The following is a 20,911-nucleotide window of genomic DNA, read 5'->3' on the forward strand; positions in this document are numbered from 1 at the left end:
GTGATGACAGACCGTCACGGACATGTAGTCTATGAATCGTCGCAGTTCAGAGCTGGTATCCGAGCTCCTGCGGTCGGTAAAGTCGAGTACAAGCGTGCCCGTGGTGAGAGCATCGTTACTCAAGGGCTCTATTATTTGGCCTGGTTGAGGGACCATAAGTCGGAGTTCGAGGCGCTCGTGGCGAAGAGGCTCGGTGCCGATGTCTCTGCCCGCGTTGATTGGAGTAGCCCTCGGGTCGTGTGCATCGCGGGCGACTTCACGCGCTACGACGCGCACGCTGTTCAGGAGATCGGCCGGCGAGTGGACCTGGTCCGGTACACGAGCTTCAACGACGGGATCCTCGCACTCGAGACGTTGGTCTCGGTCGCCGGGACGACCGATGCGTCGTCCAGCGTGCCCGGTTCGGCCGACAGCTCGCCTTCGGCCGGCAAGACGAAGACCGTGACGGAGGTCCTCGCACAGGCCCCACAGTCGCTCCAGGACCTGTATGCCGACCTGGACGCTCGGCTACTCGCGCTGGGCGATGTCCACAGCGTTCCCTTGCAGCTGTACTTCGCCTACCGGCGCTCGGGCAACATCGCCTGTGTGAAGGTGCTCCCGCGCGAGCACACGCTGCTGGTCTTCCTCAAGGTTGACCCGTCCACGGTGAAGCTGGTCGACGGCTGGACCCGCGACGTACGCGAGATCGGGCACCACGGCACGGGCGACCTGGAGGTGCGGATCAAGTCGGTGGAGGATCTCGCTCGCGCGGGCGAGCTGTTCGAGGCCAGTTACGCCGCGTAGCGCGAATTGCGAAGGCCGGCGGCGGACTCAGAAGCGTCCACCGCCGGCCTTCGTGTTGCCACCGCCGAGGGCCGAGTGGTGCCCACGCCGAGTGCTGGGCACCGACCGGCGGACTTCCGAGGTCGGCACCAGCCGCAGTGCTATCGGGGAAGAGACGTGATCAGGGTCCGCTCGCGCACGAGGTCTGCGTGGAACTCCGGCGCGTTCGGCGCGAGCGCCTCCATCGCGTTCTCGACCGTGGCCAGTGCCTCGTGGCGGCGCCCGAGCATGCGAAGCGCACTGGCGGCGCGGAAGAGCATCACCGGGTCGTCGTCGGCGAAGATGGATCGAGCGGCCAGCCGCAGGATCTGCTCGGCTTGGCCGGGCAGGGCGTCGCCGAGCCACAGACCATGCAGGAGCGCGTGGCAGACCTGCGGGTTGTCGCCGGCCTCGTCGAGGCTGTGCTGCATCACGTTCAGCCCATCCGGGTTGGACTGGCCGAGGAGGGCGAAGGCTCGCAGGGCTCGGGTGTACGGATCCCAGTGAGCGCGGCGTGATTCAGGAACCTGGTCGAGGAGCTGCTGGATGCTCCGGCAGCGGAAGTCGTAGCGCAGGGCCGCCAGTTGCAGGTGGACGAGGGCCTGTGCGTGGACATGGTCCGTTCCCGGCCTCGTCAGGTGGTCTGCGCTGGTGAGGTAGATGCTGGCGCTATTGCCGCGCCGACGGGCGTACCAGGCGAGGTCGTTGCAGAATCGGGCCGATGTGCGCCAGTCGGAGTCGGCCTTGCTGAGCCAGTCGGCAGCGGCGTGGGTCCACGGTTCACCGGCGTCGATGCGGCGCTCGACCAGGGCGCGGGCGACCTCCAGTGCTGCGGGGCGTAGATCAGACCTGGTGAGTGCGGGCGCGAGCGCGTTCTCGGTTCCTGGGGCGTCGAGCAGTCCTCGGATGATCAGCCGTGCGGTGGCGCTGGGATGTTGGCTGATGCGGGCGAGCTGGGCGAGGCCCAGCTCCAGCGTGTTGCCAGCCGGTGCGGTCACAGGGTCCTTGGGGTCGGGTTGCAGTCGTCGGTCCGTCGAGCGGTGGCGGCGGGCGGTGTGCTGGTTGGTGCCGTTGAACTGGCGGCGATGGCCGCCTGGCGGGGGGAGCCGCCGCCGCCTGTCGTGACGCCGGCGTCGGGAGAGCGGCGGATCGTGATGGTGCGAGCTGGCACGTAGGACGTCTCCTGGCAGGCATTCACACCGGGCGGCGGGTGGGAGCAGCAACTGCGTTCGTGGGAGTCGGGCCGGGGTAGGAGTGGGTGCTGGGCCGCCCGAGTGACGCATCAGCCCAGGGCGATGAGGCCGTTGCGGCGCGCCGGCGGTTACCGGCGTGGATGTCGATGGTGCGCAGGGCGGAGGACCACCGGGCGAGACCGGCGCTGCTCTCCCCGATGCGGCCCGCATCGGCAGTGATCCGGCCGATCAGGTCGTGCTGCCCGGGGTCGGTGGTCGTACGGACAGCCTGTGCGCAGGCGCGCAGCATCTGCTCCAGTGCGTCCATCGCGTTTCCCCGCCCCGTGGTGAGCTGGCCTAGGAGGTCGGCCAGCTCACCCGGATGCTCTGTCTCTTCGGCCAGTGCCTGCAGTTCGGCGAGTCTGGCGCTGATGCCGGCCAGCATCTCCATGGCGCGTTCACCGCGCTCTGAGGTGTGAAGCGCCGGGTGGAGGTCGACATGGTGGCCGGCCTCGCGCAGGCGGCGGGCGGCCTGGCCCGCGACGGCCTTCTGCTGCGCCGGCCCATCCAGCGAGTTCAGGCGTACCGGGCCTGGTCCTTTGAGCGGGGCTCGGAAGCCGAGCGGGGCGATCACCTCGAGGGCCGCCGGTCCGGCACCGGTAACCTGGACAACGCCGTGCAGGCCCGGATGGATGCTGATCTGGTCCTGTGCCGGGGTCACCGCGACAGCCCGGTAATGCGGGCCTGGGCGATGGCAGCCTCGGCTTCTGGGGGGCGCGTCGGGAACGTCGGCCATTCGGCGGTCCGTCGGTGTGCCGCCTCGACACGGGGCGCGCGGCCTACGGCGGCGGGCTCGGGGCGGGCGAGCTGTCGGGAGAGTCGCTCGACGTCGTCGCGTAGCTGGGCCGTTGTCGCCGTGGCGGCGCCGAAGCCCTTGGCGATGTCGTCGAGACTCAGACCAACGTCCTCTCCGACGGCCTGGTTGGCGAAGTCGAGCTGCTCCTCAAGTTCGTTGAGCATGGGAAGGAGCGCGTCGAGCGCCGCCGAGGTGGATGCGGCCGACCTGCTGCAGTGGAGGGAATAGCCGATCCGATGCACAGCGGCGGCGGCGATGATGCCGTCGCGCAGCTCGTGCGGACTGGTGGGCGTGGTAGGGACAGTGGGGGTGGGCAAGGGAGCTCCTGGTCTTGGCGGGGCGGGAGCCGACCTGACGTGCGTCAGGTGCGTCAGGTGCGGCTGGTCTCGGCAGTGCACGGGGGCACGATCGGCGCGGGCACCGGCGGGGACTCGGCGCGCAGGACCTGCACCATCAGCGACGAGGCCGCGGACAGGAGCCGGGGGCGCACGGCTGAATCGGCGTCGGCGGTCGACCGACCGGGGCCCGCCAGCCGACCGGGGCCCGCCAGCCGACGGGGTGCTGCCTGGACACCGGCGAGTGGGGGTGTGGTGATGTTCTCTCCTTCGGCTGTGGCCGGGTTGTCGCTGGCGGCCTGGGGCTGCGGCGTCATCGGGTGTGCTGGTTACTGGCTGCAGCCGGGGGCACGAGCGTGGTCTGCTGTGCGGCCAGTGGTGTGTTCGGCGCGTTGCGGGTGAGGGCGGGCAGGCGGTTGGAGCGGACAACTGCTGCTTGGCGCGGTCGGGAGGGTGGCGTGAGCATCTCGGTGGCCGTGCGCGCCAGGTCGTCGCCGATCTCCTCCAGCAGCTTCCTGGCCTCCGCGAACTTCGTGGCCCGGTCGTTGTCGTGGCGCTCCCACAGCCGGTTCTCGGCGTACTCCAGGAACCGGTGCAGCTGGGCGAGCGCACCGTCGTCGTGGTCGACGACCTGCGAGACGACGCCAGCGAACTCCACCGGCCCGTCAGTCCAAGACACCAAGGTGGCCCAGTTGTTGATGCTCTCACCGGAGGATGGGGGCGCCTGCTTGCCGTGGCGGGCGAGGACGGACGCGAGGCCGTACTCCATCAGGTCGTCCTCGGCGGCAGAGCGGGTCTGTTCGGCCAAGGCCACCTCGTCGGGCTCGTGCGGCTCAGTCGGCTCGATCTCCGGGTCGCCGAACCCCAGCTCGTCGATGCGGATGCCCAGGCGGCCCAGCGACGACAGGTCGTAGGAACAGGAATCGAGATCCTGGGCACGGGCGAGGGCCTCATCGAAACTGGGGGCATCCACGACCAGGGTCACGGCGCTGGGCAGGGCTGTGAAGGTGAATGCGGGGATGGCATCGTCCTCTCTAGGCGGCACTGTGACGGGGTGCCGGCCGAAACGGGGAGGCTGGTGCTTCGGCCGCGCGCGGCATCAGCGCGTTCCGTGCGGGCCCCGGCGGGGCGGTCCGGGTCGGAACCGGCTGTCAGGTGATGGCCGGGGGCGGGGATGACGGTGATCCTGGCCGCTTGGCGGGCGGCGTGGGTGAGTGAGGAGGAGCGTCGCTCGACCGGCTCCGAGGTGGCCATGGCCGTGGTGAGGGCGGCAAGGATCGGCACCGGTGTGACCCGCGACAGGTGCCCGTACCAGCGGTCACCGCCCGGTACCCCGGCCGCGAAGGTCCACGTCTCGTCGTTGCCGAGGTAGGTTCCTTGGCCGAGGGTGAGGGAGTGCTTCCAGTTGATCCTGGCGTCGCCTACGGGCGAACTCATCACGGCCAGATCGGCGAACCGTTCGGAGGTCCGCCGCCACCCGGCGGTGGTCAGGGGCTCGTACACGTCGTCCATGTCGTGGTCGTAGTCGTACTTCAGGGCGTCGGCGGTCCACAACTGAGCGAGTGTTGTCGCCAGCGAGGTCATGAACTCGCTAGGCGTCAGCGCGGTGAAGTGGCCCGACCACGTCACGTGGCCGGCGAACGGGTCCTGGGCCACCGCGACCTTCCAGCGCCGCAGGCCGCCCTCGGCGACGCTGGCCAGGCGCACTCGGTGGTCGGGGGTGGCGAGGTAGGAGTTTCCGGCGCCGTCGTTGGTCAGGACGGCGCCGACCTCCAGGAGGGGGTGCAGGGGGCTGAGGTAGTCCTCGGCGGGGCCGGCGAGGTAGGCCGGCGCGATCCGGACGAGGCCCTCGGCCTCTTCCCCGAGCTGCTGCTGGATGGGCGGGCTGGGCAGAGGTCCGTTCCTTACGGTTGGTGCTGCTGGGCTGGCTTCGCTGGAGGCGGGGCCTGACGTGAGCCGCTTTGAACGGTCAGGTCCTGCTGCCGCGCCGGGCGGCCGGCGGGAGCGAGGCGGCTGTGACTGCGGGTGTGATCGGGGCTGTCTGCGCGGTCGTGGACGTGGTGGCCGAGGAGGTCCGGGCGGACTGGGCCCGCGAGTTGATCCGCACGCGCGAGCGGGCGGCGGCCGGCTGCGGCGTTGTGTCCGCGAAGAGCGCGAGGTACTCGCCGATGGCCTCCCGGATCGGCCCGGGTTGCAGGCGCCCACTCCTGTTCAACTCGGCCAGACGGTCCAGGTCGCTGTGCATCTGTCCCGGGGATCGCTGCGGGATGGTGCGGTAGGAGTCGAAGTCGAAGGTGTTGGCGCCCAGTTCCACGCCGCTGGGTCGCAGCACGACCCGCACGTGGACGCCGCGGTAGGTCTCCGCGTGCCTGCCGTTGGCCAGCTGTGCGGTGATGAGCAGGTCGTCGCGGCGCGCGACCTGCTGGTGGCCGGCGGTGGTCCCATCGGCGAGCGGCGCGAGGATGCCGAGGACCGTCGTCTGGTCGGTGGCCATGGTGCTCCTGCGGGAAGGGAGAGGCGGTTAGCGGCTGCCGGGGCAGGCTCGGTTGGACTGCGGGCTCCTTGACCGGGGCGGCTAGGGTGCTGCGGGCGCAGGCTGCCGCGGACCGGTCAGCGTCCAGCAGTGGAACTCGAAGTCCGGCAGGGAGGTCTCCTCGCGTCGTCGGGCGCGGTGGTGATCGCGGTCTGCGGCTCGGTGCCGAGTCGCGTGTGTGGTCGTCAGCCGCCTGGGCTGCGGTCAGCGACCACGTCTGGCTGGTTCCGGCGGCCCGCTGTCGGCGTGGTGGAGCGGCTGCGCCGCAGAGGGCTGCGTGACTGCCGTGCGCAGGGCGGCGGCGCCAGCGCGGGTGGGCGCCAGAGCCTGCGTCTTGCCGACCGTGTTCAGTGGCTGGACGTCGAGATAGATGAGGTGCTCGTCGGTGAGGTCCCGGCCGAGCCGTTCCACAGGGGTGCGGTCGGCTACCGCTCCGGTGACTGCGGCAAGCAATTCGGCGGGTATGCGGGCGGAGAGCTGGGCGTACCAGCCTTCCTTGGGGCCAGGACCGAGGACTCCACCGCTGAGGACCCAGTCGTCACTCTTTCCGGCGGCGAGGCTGCCCGGGTCGGTGCACCGGCCGATCGTTGCGATCTCGGCGCTCGGTTCGGTCCAGGCGATGTAACCCGGGACGGTTTCGGCGAACCATCCGGCCGTGCGTAGCGGCGCCAGGCCGGCGTCCGGAGGTGTGGACGGGTCGAACAGCGCTCGCGGGGCAGTCGCCAACTGGGTGGCGATGGCGGTGTGGAGAGCGGCGACGATCTCCGGCGGGGTCTGGGGGTCGAACTGGGCGTGCCAGATTTCCCTGCCGGTGAGCAGGGCGTGGCAGCTGGTTGTCCAGGTCGTATCAGTGCCAGTGCTGGTGTCGGTCGTTCGGGCTTCGGCGCGCACGCGTCCGCACGGGCTGGTGTAGCGGGTAGCGCCCTCTCGTTCGGCTCGGATCCAGGCGGCGAGCTGCAGCGGCTGGCCGGGCAGCATCGGATTGTGGCCGGGACCGGCGAGGAACGGCGGCGCGACGTTCGCGATGGGGGCGGGTCGCGGCTCCGGGGCGAACAGGGTGCCGACGAGGTCGCGGGCTTCGTAGAGCAGCTCGTAGACGCGGACCTCGACTGGCTCCCGCTGATCCTGCGGCAGGGTGCTCCACTTGCGGGCGGTGACCGGGTTGCCGAGGGTGCTCTGGATGAACTGGCCGTCCATGGTGGCCCAGATGTCGGAGGCGTCGTCGCTGGCCCACGCGATCTGCTTGGCAGCCACGCGGACGGCCGCGGTGAGGATGTCGTCGCTGGTGAAGGGCAGTTCGGCCAGTGGCGTCAGGACGGGCGTCGTGGTGGGGCTGGCGACGCGCGGCGCGTCGGGGGCCGGTATGTGCCCGACGAGTTGTTCGGCGCGCCAGGCGGCGTCCAGGACCAGGTCGGTGGCCAGCTCGTAGGCGAGGTCTCGCTGTGCTTCGGGCAGGGAACCCCAGGTCCGGGGGTTGTACCCCTTCGAGCTGGGGATGACCTGGTCTTCGAGATGTTCGACGACATGCTCGGGCAGGTCAACGTGCTCCAGAGCAGCCGCGCAGTGCTCGGCTGCCGCTGCGCGAAGGTCATCGTCGGTGTACGGCACTGCGGTTGGGATGGTCTCTCCGTTGTGGGTTGCGGGTACGAAGGTTGGCGGGCGGGTGCGGCGCCTGGTCGCGGCGGTGGGTTCCGGGGTGTCGGCCGTTGCTGGCCCGGCGCGGTCCGGTCAGGCTGTGAATCGGGCGCCGCGGGCTCGAGTTCTCCGCTCCGTTGGAGGTCGTGGAACGAAGATCACGGGCGGGTCCTCGGCGGCGGCAGGTCGGCGGAGTTGTACGTCGGCACGGTCCTCCTCAACGGCGGTGGAAGATGGCGTGGGAATCGGCGGAGGGGACAGTGCTCAGCGGGGGGCCGCTGACGATGACTTTCGCCGCAGGGCCCGCTGCTGCCAGGGCCGGGCTCGCCCCGGCTGCCGCAGCTGCGCGCCGGACGGGGGCCGGGGCGAGCGGGGTCACGGTCAGCCGGGCCGTCATCTCCTGTCCGAGGTAGGTGCTGTTGCGCAGCAACGGTTCGGGGCTGGCGGCAGCGGCGGTGAAGGCAGTCAGGATCCGCAGCGGGGTGTTGGCGGTGAACCGGGCCTCCCAGCTCGTCAGGGATTCGCCCGTCGTGCAGCTGACGAGGAGGTAAGGGCTATGCCACGGGCCGTCCTGGTGCAGCGGGGGGTCGGTGAGGCGTAGGCGTGCAGTGGCGAGGCCGTCGGGCGAGGTGAAGGTGCACGTGCTGGCGGTGACGGTCTCCGTCCAGTCCTGCTGGGCGAAGGGGAACAGGACCCGCAACCCCGAGCCGCCGCAGGTAAACGCGCGCTCGTCGTCCTCGGCCAGGGCTGCGGCGACCTCGTCGAGAGCTGCGGCGACCAGCTCCGGCGGGGTCTGCCAGCCGAAGGCGATCTGCCAGTCGGCCAGGCCCCCGGAGTAGGCGTCGCTGCGGGCGACGAGCTGCCAGGGGTCGTCGTACTCGTTGCGGAAGCCCAGCCGGATCCGCTCGCACGGCGAGGCGAAGGCGGTGAAGTCGCGGTCCTCGCTGCTGTGGGTGTACCAGCCGTACGCCTTCGGGATCGCTTGCAGGACGGTGTCGATGCCGTGCTCGGCACCGGCCAGGTGGCGCGGGGTGACGTGGACCATGTGGTCCGCGTCGTACCAGTCCTGGGTGTGCACGATGTCGTCGGTGAAGATGCGCGGGGTCAGGGGCGGCCTTTCGCGAAGGTGTCTAGCTGCAGGGAGCGGCTGCCGCCGGCCGCCTGGTCAGCGCTCGCGTGGTCGGTGCGGCCCGGCGGCAGGCGGGTACGCGGGCTGGTCACCGAGACCGGCGGGCCCACGAGGAGCGCTCGGCCGGCGGTCGAGGCGGGCGGCGTCGGCGCGGGCTTCGCCGCGGCGGCCGGGCTTCGGCAGTGGGGCGTTGGGGTCGCGGGTCCAGGTGTAGGCGTCCTCGATGTTGTCGAAGTGCCCGAACCGGAGGGTGTACGTCTCGTTGTCGGCCTGCCTGCGCCCGACGAAGACGGCCACGGGCCGGGCGGGGTCGGGGGCCTCGCTGTCGGTGGCGATCACCCAGGTCACGTACGACGCGTCGGCTGATGACGCCGAGTCGTGGACGTCGAAGCGCGTGCCGGAGTGCCGCAGCAAGTCTTCCGCCGCCTCGGTTTCGGCGTCGGCGGCACCAAACTCGCTGCCCCGAATGCGCTCTCGCAGCCGGTCGGGGTCGGCGCCACGTGCGATGAGCCACGCCTCGGCAAGGACCGGCATCGCTTCCTCGCGCACGGCGGCGCGCACCAGCCGCGCGTTCACGTCGCACTCCAGGTGGACGCCGAGGAAGAACGGCTTGCCCTGCACCGCCATCTGTTCGTCGTGGGCGAGGTAGAAGTGGTCTGACCTGCCCGGCTGCTGGGGGCGAGGCTGGTCGTAGCTGGCCAGCGCGATGCAGGGGTCCTCCCAGTCGGCCAGCCGCGAGATGACGCGGGAGGTGTGCTCGTCGGCGGGGTCCAGTTCGTCGAGGTCCAGGTCGGACACGATGTCGGTGAACGGGGCGTAGTACAGCAGGGTCTCCGGGTCGAGGTGCCGGCGTCCGGGGTGGAGGTGGAGGCCGTTCGGTGGGCTGTTGTGAGGGTCCGTGCCGGTGAGTCCGGGGTGGGCCGGGCCACCCGTGGCGGGCGGCCCGGCGCGGGGGCGGATTCAGGAGGCGTCCGGCCGTTCGTCCTCGGCGGCCGGGTCGGCGGTGCCGTCGGCGATCTGCTGCGCGGCGAGTTGGGCCTCGCGCAGCCGCTGCTCGGCGACCGCCGCATAGTGAGGGGTCATTTCGATCCCGACGAAGGAACGGTTCTCCAGGAGCGCCGCCACACCCGTGGAGCCCGAGCCCGCGCAGAAGTCCAGGATGGTGCCGCCCGGCGGGCAGATCTTGACCAGCTCACGCATCACCTCGACCGGCTTCTGCGTGATGTGCTGCCGCTTCGACCCTGACGGCTGGCTGGCGGAGAGCAGGCCCGGCAGGTACACGGGGTTGCGCGAGCCGTCGATCGCACCCTTGCTGCCCCACAGAATGTACTCACAGTTCTGGGTGAACCTGCCCTTCTGCGGCCGGGCCTGGGGCTTGTGCCAGCTGATCGCGCCGCGCCAGATCCAGCCGCCAGCCTGCAGCGCATCGCTCGTGATCGGGAACTGGCGCCAATCCGTGAACAGCAGGGCCATGCCGCCGGGCTTGGCGACGCGGTACGCCTCCGTCATCAGCTGCGTCACCCAAAAACCGTACGACCTTTGGTCCTTGTTCTCGCCGGGGAAGTCGGCGAGGTCGTGCTGGGATCCCGCGGTGGTGTACTTCTCGCGAGCCGAGCGGGTAGTGCGCTCCTTGGCGGTCGTACCGCCCGAGTTGTAGGGCGGGTCGGTGATGACGGTGTCCACGCTCGCGGAGTCGAGTGCGGCAAGGCGGGTCAGGGCGTCGCCCTGATAGAGGGTGTAAGAGGTCAAGAGGGAGAGGTCCTCCGGTAGGGGGCGGGTCCGGCCGCGTCGGTCGTGGTCTCGACGGGCATCGCGCAGCGGCCATCCACCAGGCGGGATCCCGGGATGCGGCAGCTGCGGAAAGGGACGCTAAGGGCAGCACCGGCCGTTTTCCAAAAAATGGACGGCACGCACCGGTTGCTGCGGATTTTTTGGAAAACGGCCGCCCTGCTGCGTAGCGTCTTGCCCTGTCGACGACGAGACGGAAGTCCGACCCGGCCGGATTTTTTGGAAAACGGCCGCAGGGAGCCCTACCGTCGTCGAACACCGCCAGGAAGTGACCCCTGCGAGACGGGCAGGGCCGGTTTTTTGGAAAACGGCCGGCCCCGGATCTAACGTCATCGACCAGCCGGTATGCCGGATCCACCCACTCCCATCAGGGGACTCCCATGCCCGTTTCGCACTGACCAGCTTTTCCGCCGATCTCGACCTTGCCGTGCCAAGCGGGCTCCCGTCCCGCACCCAAGGTTTCCTTTCCGCATTCCAGCAAAGAGGCCCCGATGTCATTTGACGGGGCCCTTCCCGGCATGCCAGAAACCCTCGAACCGAACGATCGGAGATCGCTATTTCTATCGTCCAGCCGCCGGTTACCGGCCTGTCCGTCGCCCGCCCGCCGGATATATCTCCGCATCCTCTGGGGGGTGTCCTGGCGGGGAACCGATGAGCGGCAAGACGGTCGCGGCCGTGGTCGGGGTCGTCGCGCTCGGCCCCGTCGCGCTCGGCCTGCCGGTGGTGCTGATGGTGGCCGGGAACGCCGCCGCCGCGTGCTCGTCGTCCACAGGTGTGACTTCTCCTGTGGACAGCACCGCGGTCGACGCCGCGGTGAAGGCGATCCTCGCCGGGCAGTCGCCCGGGTCCACCGCCATCCAGGGCCTCGACCTGCCGTCCGTGCAGATCCCCTTCGCGCAGGTCATCGTGCAGACCGGCATCAAGTTGCAGGTGCCCGCTCGCGGGCAGGTCATCGCGTTGGCGACCGCGCTGCAGGAGTCCGGGCTGCAGAACCTGCCGGGCGGAGACCGGGATTCGATCGGCCTATTCCAGCAGCGGCCCTCACAGGGCTGGGGAACTCCCGCGCAGATCAGCCAACCGGACTACGCCGCAACGGCGTTCTATCAGGCGCTGCTCAAGGTCTCGGGCTGGCAAGACCTTCCGTTGACCCAGGCCGCCCAGGCGGTGCAGCACTCCGGCTTTCCGGACGCGTACGCGAAGTGGGAGAGCTTGGCGAGCGCGTTGCAGCAGGCCCTCGTGAAGGCGATCGGCCCGACCGCCGCCCCTTCCAGTCCATCGCCCTCCCCGTCCGCGGGCGCGAGCAGCGTGCCGAGCGCGCCCGCCGTCCCGTCCTCGGCGGGCAACTGTCCTGCGCCGGACGGCTCGACGAAGTGGGGATCCATCCCACCCGGCCTACTGCCGGCCGGCTACACGATTCCCACCGACGCGCCACCGGCCGTGCAGAACGCGATCCGCTTCGCCCTCGGCCAGCTCGGCACCGCCTACCAGTGGGGCGGCAGCTGCACCGCCGCGCACGGCCCCGATCCGATGGGCCGCTGTGACTGCTCGAGCTTGACGCAGCAGGCGTACAAGGCGGCCGGCGTGACGATCGGCCGCCAAACGTACGACCAGGTCACCGAGGGCAGTGCGGTCAGTGCCGACCAACTGCGACCAGGGGACCTGCTGTTCCTCGAACCGGGCCCCCGCGGGCCCGAGCATGTGGGTATGTACATCGGCTCCGGCCTGGTGGTGCATGCCCCGCACACCACCGACGTGGTGCGGATCGCCCCGCTCACCGAATGGTCGCCCGGGCTCGTTGCCGCCCGCCGCATCGTCGGCTGACCTCTCCCACTCCCCTCTTCACCTTCACCGGCTCGCGCCAACTCGCGCCCTGCCGCGCCCTCTTACCCCCAGGAGTGCCCTTTTTGTCCATGATTCTCGCCGACGCGGTGCGCCAGCTCGCCTATGACCCGGGCATCGCTCCCGCCGAGGGCGGCCTGCCGGGCCTCAGCGTGCTCAAGACCGTCGTCAACTCCATCAACCTGTTCGCAGTGATCGCGGTGGTCGGTGCCATGTGCGTGTCCGGCCTCGTGTGGGCCTGGGGCCACCACAGCGGTAGCCACGGAGCCGAGGCCAAGGGCAAGCAGGGCGCCATGACGGCCGCCGGCTGCGCCCTGCTGCTCGGCGCGGCAAACGGGATTGTGGCGTTCTTCAGCACCATGGGAACGCAGGTCCACTGATGCCCAACTCCCAGTTCGGGCAGGGCGATGGTGCGATCGTCCGCCGTCGCATGCTGATCGGGCTGGGTGTGCTGCTGGTCGTCGCTCTGCTGGCCGGGCTCGTCGCCCGGCTGGCGGGCGGCGGCCACACCGGCCACCCCGCAGCTTCCGCCTCGCCCGCCTCCAGCCCCACCGCCGTCTCCTCCCCCGCGGCGCCGTCCACCTCAGCGGCGCCGAGCGGCGCACCGTCCGACGCCGCCGTCCCGTCGGTGCCGCGGCCCCCGCACACCACGTCGCCCACCGATTTCGCCAAGGCGTTCGCCACCGTGCTGTGGTCCTACGACACCCGCCACCTCACCCAGGCCCAGCAGGTCAACGGCCTGCGGCTGTGGCTGACGCCGGAGTCGAAGTACGCGGACCCGGCGTCCGTCGAGGGGCAGGTGCCCGACCCGGTGCTGTGGAGCCGGATGGCCGACAACGGCCAGTACGCGACCGGCACCGTTGCCGAGGCGCATCTGCCGGCCTCGTTCCAGGCGGCCATCGCCCAGAACCCGTCCGCCCTGATGACCGCGTACATCTACGCGGTCACGGTCACCGGATCGCAGGCGATCACCTGGAACGGCGGCGGGAATGGCGCGGAGGACCGCGCCATCACCGTGGCCGTCCAGTGCCGACCCTCGCAGGACTGCGCGCTCGCGGCCATCGCCCCCACCGTCTACCTCTGACAACTGTCCCCTATATATAAGGAGGTGAATCCGCCATAGGGTTCTGCGACCTGCCCGGTGCCGGCCTGATCTGCGACGCCGTGTCCGGCGGCATCGGCGACTCCATCACCACCTCGATCGGCAACTGGATCGCGAAGTCCTGCGGGGACTTGGCGCAGTCCGCCGTCGACCTGGCCTCGCGCGCCGTCGACAACACGACCTCGATCGACCTGAACGCCTCATGGTTCCGCGACAACTACGCCGTCGTCCTCTCGATGTCGCTGGTCATGCTGATCATGACCTTCTGCTTCCAACTGGCGCGCGCGGCCTGGAAACGCGACGGACAGGCCCTCAGTCAGGCCCTGATGGGCACGGTGAGCGGTGTCATCTTCTCCTTCACCGCCATCGCCTTCACGGGCGTCGCCATCACCGTGGTCGACGCCCTGTCGAAGGGCCTGTTCCAGATCGCCAACTCCTCGACATCCGACGCGGTCAGGCGCATCGTCAAGGTCAGCGAGATCGCCATGACCAACCCGCTCGGCTGGGGAATCCCCGCCGTGGTCGCGCTCGGCTGCGCGGTGGGATGCTTCCTCTACTGGGGAATGATGGTCTTCCGCAAGGTGTCCATCCTCTCCTTGGTCGTGCTCGCTCCGCTGGCCGGAGCCGGCGGCGGCTGGGAGCCGACCCGCAGCTGGCGCCAGCGCTGGATCGAGGCCACCGCCACCCTCGTGTTCAGCAAGCTCGTGATGACGATCATTCTCCTGCTCGGCATCTCGGCGCTCGGCGAAACGAAGTCCACCGACGGCCTCCAGGCGCTCTCGGACGTCATCGCCGGCATCGTCGTCATGGCCCTGGTGCTCCTGTCGCCGTTCGCGATCTACAAGTTCATCCACTGGGCCGGTGACTCGCAAGCGCACGACATGCACCGTTCCATGTCGGCCGGGCTCCAGGTCGCCCAAGGCGCGGCCAAACAGGCCGGCAGCATGGCGATGGGCGCGGGCGGCGCGGGCAAGGCCGCCGCCATCGGATCCCCCCAGGGCCCGGACCGCATCCCCGGCATGGACGCCGCTGGCTCGAACTCCTCGTCCGGTCCGACGCAGACCTCGTTCAAGTTCGGAGCCCCCACCCGCAGCGGCGGCGGCGACGGTGGTCTGCCGCTGATCACCCGGCCTCCGGCGCCGCCCACCGACGGCGACCAGGGCAAGCCCCTGATCACCAGGCCCGGCACTCCCACCGCCGGGGCTGCCCCCGCCCCTGCCTCTGGCGGCGGCTCGGCAACCCGCGCGGGTGCGATCCCGGCGACAGCCGCCGCGGCAGCAGGTTCGGGCGCCCCGGTCGCCGAAGCGTCCTCCCGTGCCCCGGCGGGCGGCTCCGCCTCGCCCGGCCCTGCCTTCGACCCGGTCATCGCCGCACCGCCGGAGCCGGTCAAGGCACCCGCCGCCTCTGGAGCCGGACGCTTCACCTACCCCGGCCCGCCCGCCTCCTGACCTGCCATCGGCAGCGTCCCGTCCGTACCGCCGGGCGCTGCCGCGGCCTCCCCGTCCCGGTTCCACGCCCGGCCGCCTCGGCGCCCGCCCAGCTCCGCGGCGGCCGGCCCCCGCCCCTTCACGTGCAACGAGAGAGCCGCTCTGACCTCCATCGCCCCTGACGAGATCCCGACCACGGTCAAGTTCCCCAGCAGATCGCGCCGCGGCGTGCTGCTCGGCCTCACCGCCCCCCAGCTGATCGTCACCGTCCTCACCGGCACCGTCCTGCTCGCAACCCTCATGACCCGCGGCATCGTGGGCGCCGTCCAGTTCACCCCGCTGTGGGCTGTGGCCGCCGCCATCGTCGTGATCCGCTACCACGGCAGGTCCGTGGCCGACTGGGCGCCGATCGCCATCCGCTACTGGCTGCGCCGCACCCAGGGCCAGTTGGTCTGGCTCGCCCGGCCCTCCACGCGGCCCCGTCGCGAGGGCCTGCTCCATCTGCCTGGCACCGCCGCCTCGCTTCGCGCCGTCACCAACCCCTCGGGGACCATCGGCGCCGTCCACGACCCGAAGGCCGGCACCCTCACCGCCGTCACCCGTGTCAGTTCCCGGGCGTTCGCCCTGCTCGACACCTCGACCCAGAACGCGAACGTGGCCGGCTGGGGCCGCACGCTGGCCGCGCTCTCCCGCTCCGGACACATCCGCACCATCCAGGTCATCGAGCGGACCGTCCCCGACTCCGGCGACTCCCTGCAGCGTTACTGGGCCGAGCACGGCCACCCCGATATCCCCGTCGCCGGTCCCATCTACCAGGACCTGCTCGACGCCGCAGGGCCTGCCGCGGCCCCTCATGAGTGCTACATCGCCATCGCCTTGGACCTGAAGGCGGCCCGTCGCCTGATCGGCCAGGCGGGCGGCGGCCTGAGTGGTGCGTTCGCCGTCCTCTCCCAGATCACTGGCAGTCTCGACCAGTCCCTGCGCGGCGCCGGCCTCGTTCCCGGCGGCTGGCTCACCGCTCAGGAGATCGCCGCGACCATTCGCACGGCCTACGACCCGCACTCCCTGGCCGCCCTCACCCGCTGGTCCGAGAACGGCCATGCCCAGGCCGACCCGGCCGCCGCCGGCCCGGTCGTGCTCGTCGAAGAGCAGACCAAGCTCCGTACCGACTCCGCCCACCACGTCGTGTACTGGGTCGAGCAGTGGCCCCGCACCGAGACCAGCGCGGGCTTCCTCCACCAGGTGCTCTTCGCCTCCGGCGTGCGCCGCAGCCTCTCCCTCAGCTACAACCCCAAGGCCCTTGAGGCCGCGCTGCGCGACGTGCAGCGCCAGAAGGCCACCATCGTCGCCGACGCGGCCGAGCGCGTACGCAAGGGCCAGGTCGAAAGCGAGGCGGACGGCATGGAGTACGCCGACGTCAAGACCCGCGAGCGCCAGCTGATCGCCGGCCACTCGGACGTCGACTTCACCGGACTGCTCGTCATCTCCGCCGACACCGCCGAGGAGCTGCGCGCCGCGAGCGCCTCCGTCGAGACCGCGGCCGTCAACGCCGGCCTGGACCTGCGGCTGCTGGAGCTGCAGCAGGCCGAGGCCATGACCGTCGCCGCCCTGCCGCTGGCCCGACTCTAAAGAAGGGCAACCCCCGTGCAGCACCCGCTCCCCACCGCACCGGACCTGATGCGCTTCGCCACCTCGGCGATTGAGGTCCACCACCACACCAGCGTGCCGGACGACGAGCCCGCCTCCCGCGCCGAACTCGATGCGCTCCACGCCCACGTCAGCACCCTGTACGCGCTGCTCGACGCCCGCACAGACACCACCCGGCCCGTTGCCGAGCGGGCAGGCGACCACCTGCACGCCGCCCGGATCCGCCTGTGGCAGACCGCCGAGCACCTCCACGACGCCTACCACGCCTCCGCGCGCGCGGACGGCCGGCTGCCCACCCGCGAAGCATGCGCCCTGCGCCTGCCCGAAGGCGCTCCTGGACTGACGATCTGCCAGCGCCACATGGCCACCTCCGCCCGCGTGCGGCACGTCGCCACCCCCGCCGACCTGCGCTCAGGGTTCACCGGCCTCGTCCGCCACTGAAAGCCCCCACCCCTCCAACAACCTTGAGGAGAACCACCGTTGCGAGCTAGCGCCAGCGCGCTGTTCACCCCCGCCAAGGCTGACCGCACAGCCCGGCGCCAGGCCAAGAGCGCCCTCGCCGACGCCCGCCACCAGGCACGCGACGCCCGCCGGCCCGTGCGCAAGCGCACCGTTGCCGAGAGCGACCTCGACGTCCGCCCCATCTACCCGGCCTCCGGCCGGCCCGGCCCCGCCTCCCTGCGCGGCGGCAAGCTCAAACTTCCCGCGCACCGGATGACCACCGCCGTCGCGGGCGCTGCCTACCCCTTCATGGCCGAGGGCGGACTCGGCTCGACCGGCATGTACATAGGCCGCGACGTACACGCGGAAGCGTCGTTCGTCTTCGACCCGTTCGCACTCTACGGAAAAGTTGAAGGTTATACGAACCCGAATGTGCTGCTGGCCGGCGTGATCGGCATGGGCAAGAGCGCCCTCGCCAAGTCCCTTGCCCTGCGGTCGATTTCGTTCGGATATCGCGTGTATGTCCCGTGCGACCCGAAGGGTGAGTGGACGTCCGTCGCGGCCGAGTTGGGCGGCCGGACGATCGCGCTCGGCCCCGGCATGCCGGGCAAGCTCAACCCGCTGGACGCGCCGCCCGCTCCCGCCGGGGCGGACGAGCAGACGTGGGACATCGAAGTCCGCAAGCGCCGACTCCTGCTGCTGGCCTCCCTCGCCCGCACGGTCCTGGGACGGGACCTGGCTCCCATGGAGCACACCGCACTGGACATCGGGCTCGACACCGTCGTCGCCGAGGCCGAATCCGCTGGCCGCGTCCCGCTGCTGGGCGATGTCGCCGCCCTGCTCGGCAGCCCGCACCGCCTGGACGACGCGCACGGCGACCCCTCCCGGCGGCTAGGCGCCGCCGCCGAGGACCTTGCCCACGCACTGCGCCGCATGGTGGCCGGAGACCTGGCCGGCATGTTCGACGCCCCGTCCACCGTGACGTTCGACGCGCGGGCTCCGATGATGACCATCGACCTGTCCCGCCTTGGCAGTTCCGGCGACGACACCGGCCTGGTCCTCGCCATGACGTGCGCATCCGCATGGATGGAGGCAGCACTCGCCGACCCCGGATCGGGAAGACGGTGGGTGATTTACGACGAGGCGTGGCGCGTGCTGCGCCACCTGCCGCTGCTGGAGCGCATGCAGTCCAACTGGAAGCTGTCCAGAGGGCTTGGCATCGCCAACATGCTGGTGATCCACCGCCTTTCGGACCTGCTGTCGGCAGGCGATGCCGGATCCCGCGGCCGGGCTATCGCGGAGGGCCTGCTCACCGACTGCTCCACCCGCATCATCTACCGGCAGGAAGCCGACCAACTCGCCTCCACCGCAGGACTTCTGGGTCTGACCGGTGTCGAGACCCAGGCCATCGCCAACCTGAACAGGGGGCGCGGGCTGTGGAAGGTGGCCAGTAGAGGCTTCGTTGTGCAGCACCTCCTCCACCCGGCCGAGCGGCAGTTGTACGACACCGATGCCCGCATGGCCTGAAAAGGCGAATCGGCGGCCGGCGCGGCATAAGGGCCGTGCTGCCCACCTCGCCCGTTTCCCAACGCACCCGGATCGAACCCGCGAGACGGCAGACATAGATCGGAGGGTTCATGAGCCTCGATGTCACCATCGCCCACCTGCCCGAGCTCGGCACTATCGTTGCCGAGCCCGGCGACCGGCGCAGCGCCTACTGGTTGGAGCAGGCCGGTCTGGTGCGCGACGACCGCCTCAAACTGCACCGGATCCGCCGCGACACGGACGATTCGACCGCCGAGCGTCAGATCAACGATGCGCGAAGGCTGCTGGCCGCTGCCGGCTACGGCCTCACCCGCGTCTACAGCACTGTCGAGCAGCGCCGGCGAGTGGAGAGCCGGCCGCCGTGGGTGGAGGCCGGGCCGCCGCAGGCCATTTGGAGCCGGACCGCCTGGGTCCACCTGGTGAGTGCGGACGTCGCCAACGGGCACCTGGTCCTGCACGCCCACCACCAGGGCCACTTCGGTGAGATCGAACTGCTGGGCAGCTACCCAGCCAGCGGCGATTCGGCCACGTTCTACACCGAGGGCGGCGGCGCCTACGGGATCAGCCGGCACCCCGATCTGGACAGCGCCCGAGCCGAGTGGGCCGCCTTCGGGTACGCGAGCACGCCGCCCGTCCCCGGCAGCCCGCGACGCGCCGCTGCCCGCACCGTCTCCTCGCGCAGCACCCAGGTCGCCCTCGCGGCCGAGCAGCCTGCTTCCGCGCTGCCCGCGCCGGCCCGGCCGGTCTCGTACTCGAGGGCTCCGTTCTGACGCTGCGCTGCTCAGCTGCTTCCGGATCCGCTGCCCGCACCACTGCTTCCCATCAACTCCCGCCCTTCTCGGAGGACTTCTTGCCCATCACTCTCACCCGCCTGGACGCCCGCCTCGAGGCCGCGCTCGGCGAGAGCGTCTCCGCCCTGTACGCCGCCGAGGCCCGCGCGGACGCCGCCACCGCCCGCCTGCTCCAGGCCCACCGCTCCCTGGTGGCCGCCGAGACCACAACGGCGTTCCAGCGGGTCCGCCTGATCAACGCCCTCGACCGCAAGCGCCGCGTCGACGACGCCCTGCTGGATGAGGCCGACGCGCAGATGGAGCGGCTGGAGGAAGCGGCCGAGCAGCGCGATGTGCTGGAGGCCGATCTCGCCGAGCTGATCGAGGCCCGCGAGCGCGACGCCGATCGCGCCGGACGCCGCAATGCAGCGGCCCAGTTGGCCACCAGCGCCGACCGATACCGGGTGGGCCTGGTGGTCAGTGCTCTTCCGGCCCAGGTCCCTGCCGTATCCGGCCGTCGGCGCTGAGCCGGGCGGCAGTTCCCCTTTCACCGCGTCCGGGCATCCCTGGCCGACTTCACACCCATCCCCCGGGAGTTCTGTGGCCGCCGCCATCAAACTGACGCCCTTCGACGACCGCCTCACGCGGCTCTTCGGCAGCGTCGACGCCTTCCGGGCACGGGAGGACGACCCCGCCACCGACGCGGCCATCCGCAACCTCATCGAGGCGCACCGCGAGCTCGCCTCCATCGAGAAAGGCTGCGGGTTCTACCGGGGGCAGCTCCACCGGATCACCGACGGCCGGCGGCGGGTGGACGATCCCCTGCTTGCCGAACTCGACGGGGCGCTCTCGAAGCTGGAGGAGTACGTCGCCTACCGCGACCGGCTGGAGCGGGACCTCGACAAGCTCCTGGCGCCGCTGGAGGCCGACCCGCCGAAACCCAGCGCCATCACCGCGCGGCAGGCCGCCGCGACGCTCTCCTCCCCGGCCGCGCCGGCACCCGAGGACAGCACCAGCCTGGACTCGGCCCGGGTCACCCCGGCCCACGCTCAGCTGCCCGTGCCACCGACGGCCACCAGCTCGGGTACGCGACGGTGAGCGGGGCCATCGCCTTCGGCTACCTCTTCGACCGCGGGGAGATCGCCGTCCCTGCCGGGCGACTGAGCCCGCGCGCCGGAGAGATCCTCTACCAGGCCGGGTTCTGGCGGCAGGTCCCCGAGTTCGGCGGCTGGCACCAGAGCCTGCGGCTGGAGCACGAGGAGCAGGTCCGCAACATCGCCCGAGTGATCGACCAGCTGCTGGGCGCCGGCTTCGAGGTCCGCAACTGGCACACGCCCTCGCAGGGTGGAGCCGACCTGGTCCGCCACTACGCCTGGCTCCAGGACACCGGGCCCTTCCCCAATGCCGACGCCCACACCGCGGCGGCCCACTCGCTGGCAGTTAGGGCACTGGCTTCCCGTCGGCTGAGAGAGCCGGACCGGCCAACCGCCGAGGAAGTCGCCCAGGGGCTGCTCGCGGTCGAGGCACGGCACGACTTCGGCGACGGCATCGAGTGGTGGCTGGCGCGTCGCACGGACCAGACCGGCGTCTACGTGATGCTCCGGCACGACACCACCACCGGCGGCCTCAACATCACCGACGAGTACGCCGATTGGTACGCGGGAGCGGCCCGCCGCAACTTCCGCGTCAGCTTCTTGCGCGACACCACCACACCGCCTCCGCTCAGCGCGCGGGCCCTGGCCGCGCGCGGCAGCCGTGCCGCGCGTATGAGCGCGGCACCGTCCACGGTGCCCTTCGCGCCCGGCCGCGCCACTCCGATCCCTGCGTCCGCCCGGCGCTGACGCACCACCAGAACAGGACCTCCTCTGCCCTCCCCCTCCGATTCCACCAA

Annotated in this window: 23 protein-coding genes; 12 read left to right on the top strand and 11 right to left on the bottom strand. The window is 70.9% G+C overall.

From position 1 onward, the window contains the following. Positions 1-237 precede the first annotated feature (237 nt). Entirely contained in the window at positions 238-783 is a 546-nt protein-coding gene (locus ABH937_RS33040; RefSeq protein ID WP_370220342.1) for a DUF5655 domain-containing protein, read from the top strand. A 140-nt stretch (positions 784-923) separates the two neighbouring features. Here the strand turns inward: ABH937_RS33040 and ABH937_RS33045 are convergent, their stop codons facing one another. From ABH937_RS33045 to ABH937_RS33095, 11 genes are all read right to left on the bottom strand, one after another. After that, positions 924-1,799 (bottom strand): hypothetical protein, encoded by an 876-nt coding sequence (locus ABH937_RS33045; RefSeq protein WP_370220343.1) that lies wholly within the window; start codon positions 1,797-1,799, stop codon positions 924-926. Between the two features lie 196 nt (positions 1,800-1,995). Then, the gene (locus ABH937_RS33050) at positions 1,996-2,694 is read right to left on the bottom strand and encodes a hypothetical protein (RefSeq protein WP_370220344.1); all 699 of its coding nucleotides are present in this window, start codon (positions 2,692-2,694) and stop codon (positions 1,996-1,998) included. Then, positions 2,691-3,146, bottom strand: a complete 456-nt coding sequence (locus ABH937_RS33055; RefSeq protein WP_370220345.1) for a hypothetical protein — start codon at positions 3,144-3,146, stop codon at positions 2,691-2,693. Before ABH937_RS33055 ends, ABH937_RS33050 begins: the two co-directional genes overlap by 4 nt. A gap of 53 nt (positions 3,147-3,199) precedes the next feature. Continuing rightward, complete coding sequence (locus ABH937_RS33060) at positions 3,200-3,481, bottom strand: hypothetical protein (RefSeq protein ID WP_370220346.1); 282 nt, start codon at positions 3,479-3,481, stop codon at positions 3,200-3,202. Then, on the bottom strand, positions 3,478-4,149 hold the full coding sequence (locus ABH937_RS33065; RefSeq protein ID WP_370220347.1) for a hypothetical protein: 672 nt from the start codon (positions 4,147-4,149) through the stop codon (positions 3,478-3,480). Before ABH937_RS33065 ends, ABH937_RS33060 begins: the two co-directional genes overlap by 4 nt. Further along, positions 4,146-4,871: a DUF317 domain-containing protein gene (locus ABH937_RS33070; RefSeq protein ID WP_370220348.1), complete on the bottom strand. Its 726-nt coding sequence runs from the start codon at positions 4,869-4,871 to the stop codon at positions 4,146-4,148. Before ABH937_RS33070 ends, ABH937_RS33065 begins: the two co-directional genes overlap by 4 nt. 262 nt (positions 4,872-5,133) lie before the next feature. Continuing rightward, positions 5,134-5,658, bottom strand: coding sequence for a hypothetical protein (locus tag ABH937_RS33075; RefSeq protein ID WP_280666984.1), 525 nt, complete (start codon positions 5,656-5,658; stop codon positions 5,134-5,136). 243 nt (positions 5,659-5,901) lie between these two features. Then, entirely contained in the window at positions 5,902-7,305 is a 1,404-nt protein-coding gene (locus ABH937_RS33080) for a DUF317 domain-containing protein (protein ID WP_370220349.1), read from the bottom strand. Positions 7,306-7,549: 244 nt separating this feature from the next. Continuing rightward, positions 7,550-8,410, bottom strand: a complete 861-nt coding sequence (locus ABH937_RS33085; protein ID WP_370220350.1) for a DUF317 domain-containing protein — start codon at positions 8,408-8,410, stop codon at positions 7,550-7,552. An 87-nt stretch (positions 8,411-8,497) separates the two neighbouring features. After that, the gene (locus ABH937_RS33090) at positions 8,498-9,259 is read right to left on the bottom strand and encodes a hypothetical protein (protein WP_370220351.1); all 762 of its coding nucleotides are present in this window, start codon (positions 9,257-9,259) and stop codon (positions 8,498-8,500) included. Positions 9,260-9,421: 162 nt separating this feature from the next. Continuing rightward, positions 9,422-10,210 carry a site-specific DNA-methyltransferase gene (locus ABH937_RS33095; protein ID WP_370220352.1) on the bottom strand — a complete coding sequence of 263 codons (789 nt, stop codon included), beginning with the start codon at positions 10,208-10,210 and terminating at the stop codon, positions 9,422-9,424. 690 nt (positions 10,211-10,900) lie between these two features. On the opposite strand from ABH937_RS33095, the gene ABH937_RS33100 reads away from it, so the two are divergent. The 11 genes from ABH937_RS33100 (at position 10,901) to ABH937_RS33150 (ending at position 20,861) form a co-directional block, all read left to right on the top strand. After that, positions 10,901-12,070: a C40 family peptidase gene (locus ABH937_RS33100; protein WP_370220353.1), complete on the top strand. Its 1,170-nt coding sequence runs from the start codon at positions 10,901-10,903 to the stop codon at positions 12,068-12,070. A gap of 89 nt (positions 12,071-12,159) precedes the next feature. Beyond that, positions 12,160-12,468 carry a DUF6112 family protein gene (locus ABH937_RS33105; protein ID WP_370220354.1) on the top strand — a complete coding sequence of 103 codons (309 nt, stop codon included), beginning with the start codon at positions 12,160-12,162 and terminating at the stop codon, positions 12,466-12,468. Further along, positions 12,468-13,172, top strand: coding sequence for a hypothetical protein (locus ABH937_RS33110; RefSeq protein ID WP_370220355.1), 705 nt, complete (start codon positions 12,468-12,470; stop codon positions 13,170-13,172). Before ABH937_RS33105 ends, ABH937_RS33110 begins: the two co-directional genes overlap by 1 nt. Positions 13,173-13,252: 80 nt before the next feature. Continuing rightward, positions 13,253-14,638 carry a type IV secretion system protein gene (locus tag ABH937_RS33115; protein WP_370220356.1) on the top strand — a complete coding sequence of 462 codons (1,386 nt, stop codon included), beginning with the start codon at positions 13,253-13,255 and terminating at the stop codon, positions 14,636-14,638. A 150-nt stretch (positions 14,639-14,788) separates the two neighbouring features. Further along, positions 14,789-16,246, top strand: coding sequence for an SCO6880 family protein (locus ABH937_RS33120; RefSeq protein WP_370220407.1), 1,458 nt, complete (start codon positions 14,789-14,791; stop codon positions 16,244-16,246). 15 nt (positions 16,247-16,261) lie between these two features. Further along, positions 16,262-16,705, top strand: coding sequence for a DUF6238 family protein (locus ABH937_RS33125; protein ID WP_370220357.1), 444 nt, complete (start codon positions 16,262-16,264; stop codon positions 16,703-16,705). A gap of 39 nt (positions 16,706-16,744) precedes the next feature. Then, positions 16,745-18,232, top strand: coding sequence for an ATP-binding protein (locus ABH937_RS33130; protein ID WP_370220358.1), 1,488 nt, complete (start codon positions 16,745-16,747; stop codon positions 18,230-18,232). A 110-nt stretch (positions 18,233-18,342) separates the two neighbouring features. Continuing rightward, positions 18,343-19,020, top strand: a complete 678-nt coding sequence (locus ABH937_RS33135; protein ID WP_370220359.1) for a hypothetical protein — start codon at positions 18,343-18,345, stop codon at positions 19,018-19,020. 80 nt (positions 19,021-19,100) lie between these two features. Next, positions 19,101-19,547: a hypothetical protein gene (locus ABH937_RS33140; RefSeq protein ID WP_370220360.1), complete on the top strand. Its 447-nt coding sequence runs from the start codon at positions 19,101-19,103 to the stop codon at positions 19,545-19,547. 73 nt (positions 19,548-19,620) lie between these two features. After that, entirely contained in the window at positions 19,621-20,118 is a 498-nt protein-coding gene (locus tag ABH937_RS33145) for a hypothetical protein (RefSeq protein WP_370220361.1), read from the top strand. Next, a complete protein-coding gene (locus tag ABH937_RS33150) occupies positions 20,115-20,861 on the top strand; it encodes a hypothetical protein (RefSeq protein WP_370220362.1) in 747 nt (248 codons plus the stop codon). The genes ABH937_RS33145 and ABH937_RS33150 overlap by 4 nt, the downstream gene beginning before the upstream one ends. Positions 20,862-20,911: the final 50 nt, after the last annotated feature.

Origin of the sequence: Kitasatospora sp. GAS1066B, assembly GCF_041262605.1 — a bacterium.
GTDB lineage: Bacteria > Actinomycetota > Actinomycetes > Streptomycetales > Streptomycetaceae > Kitasatospora.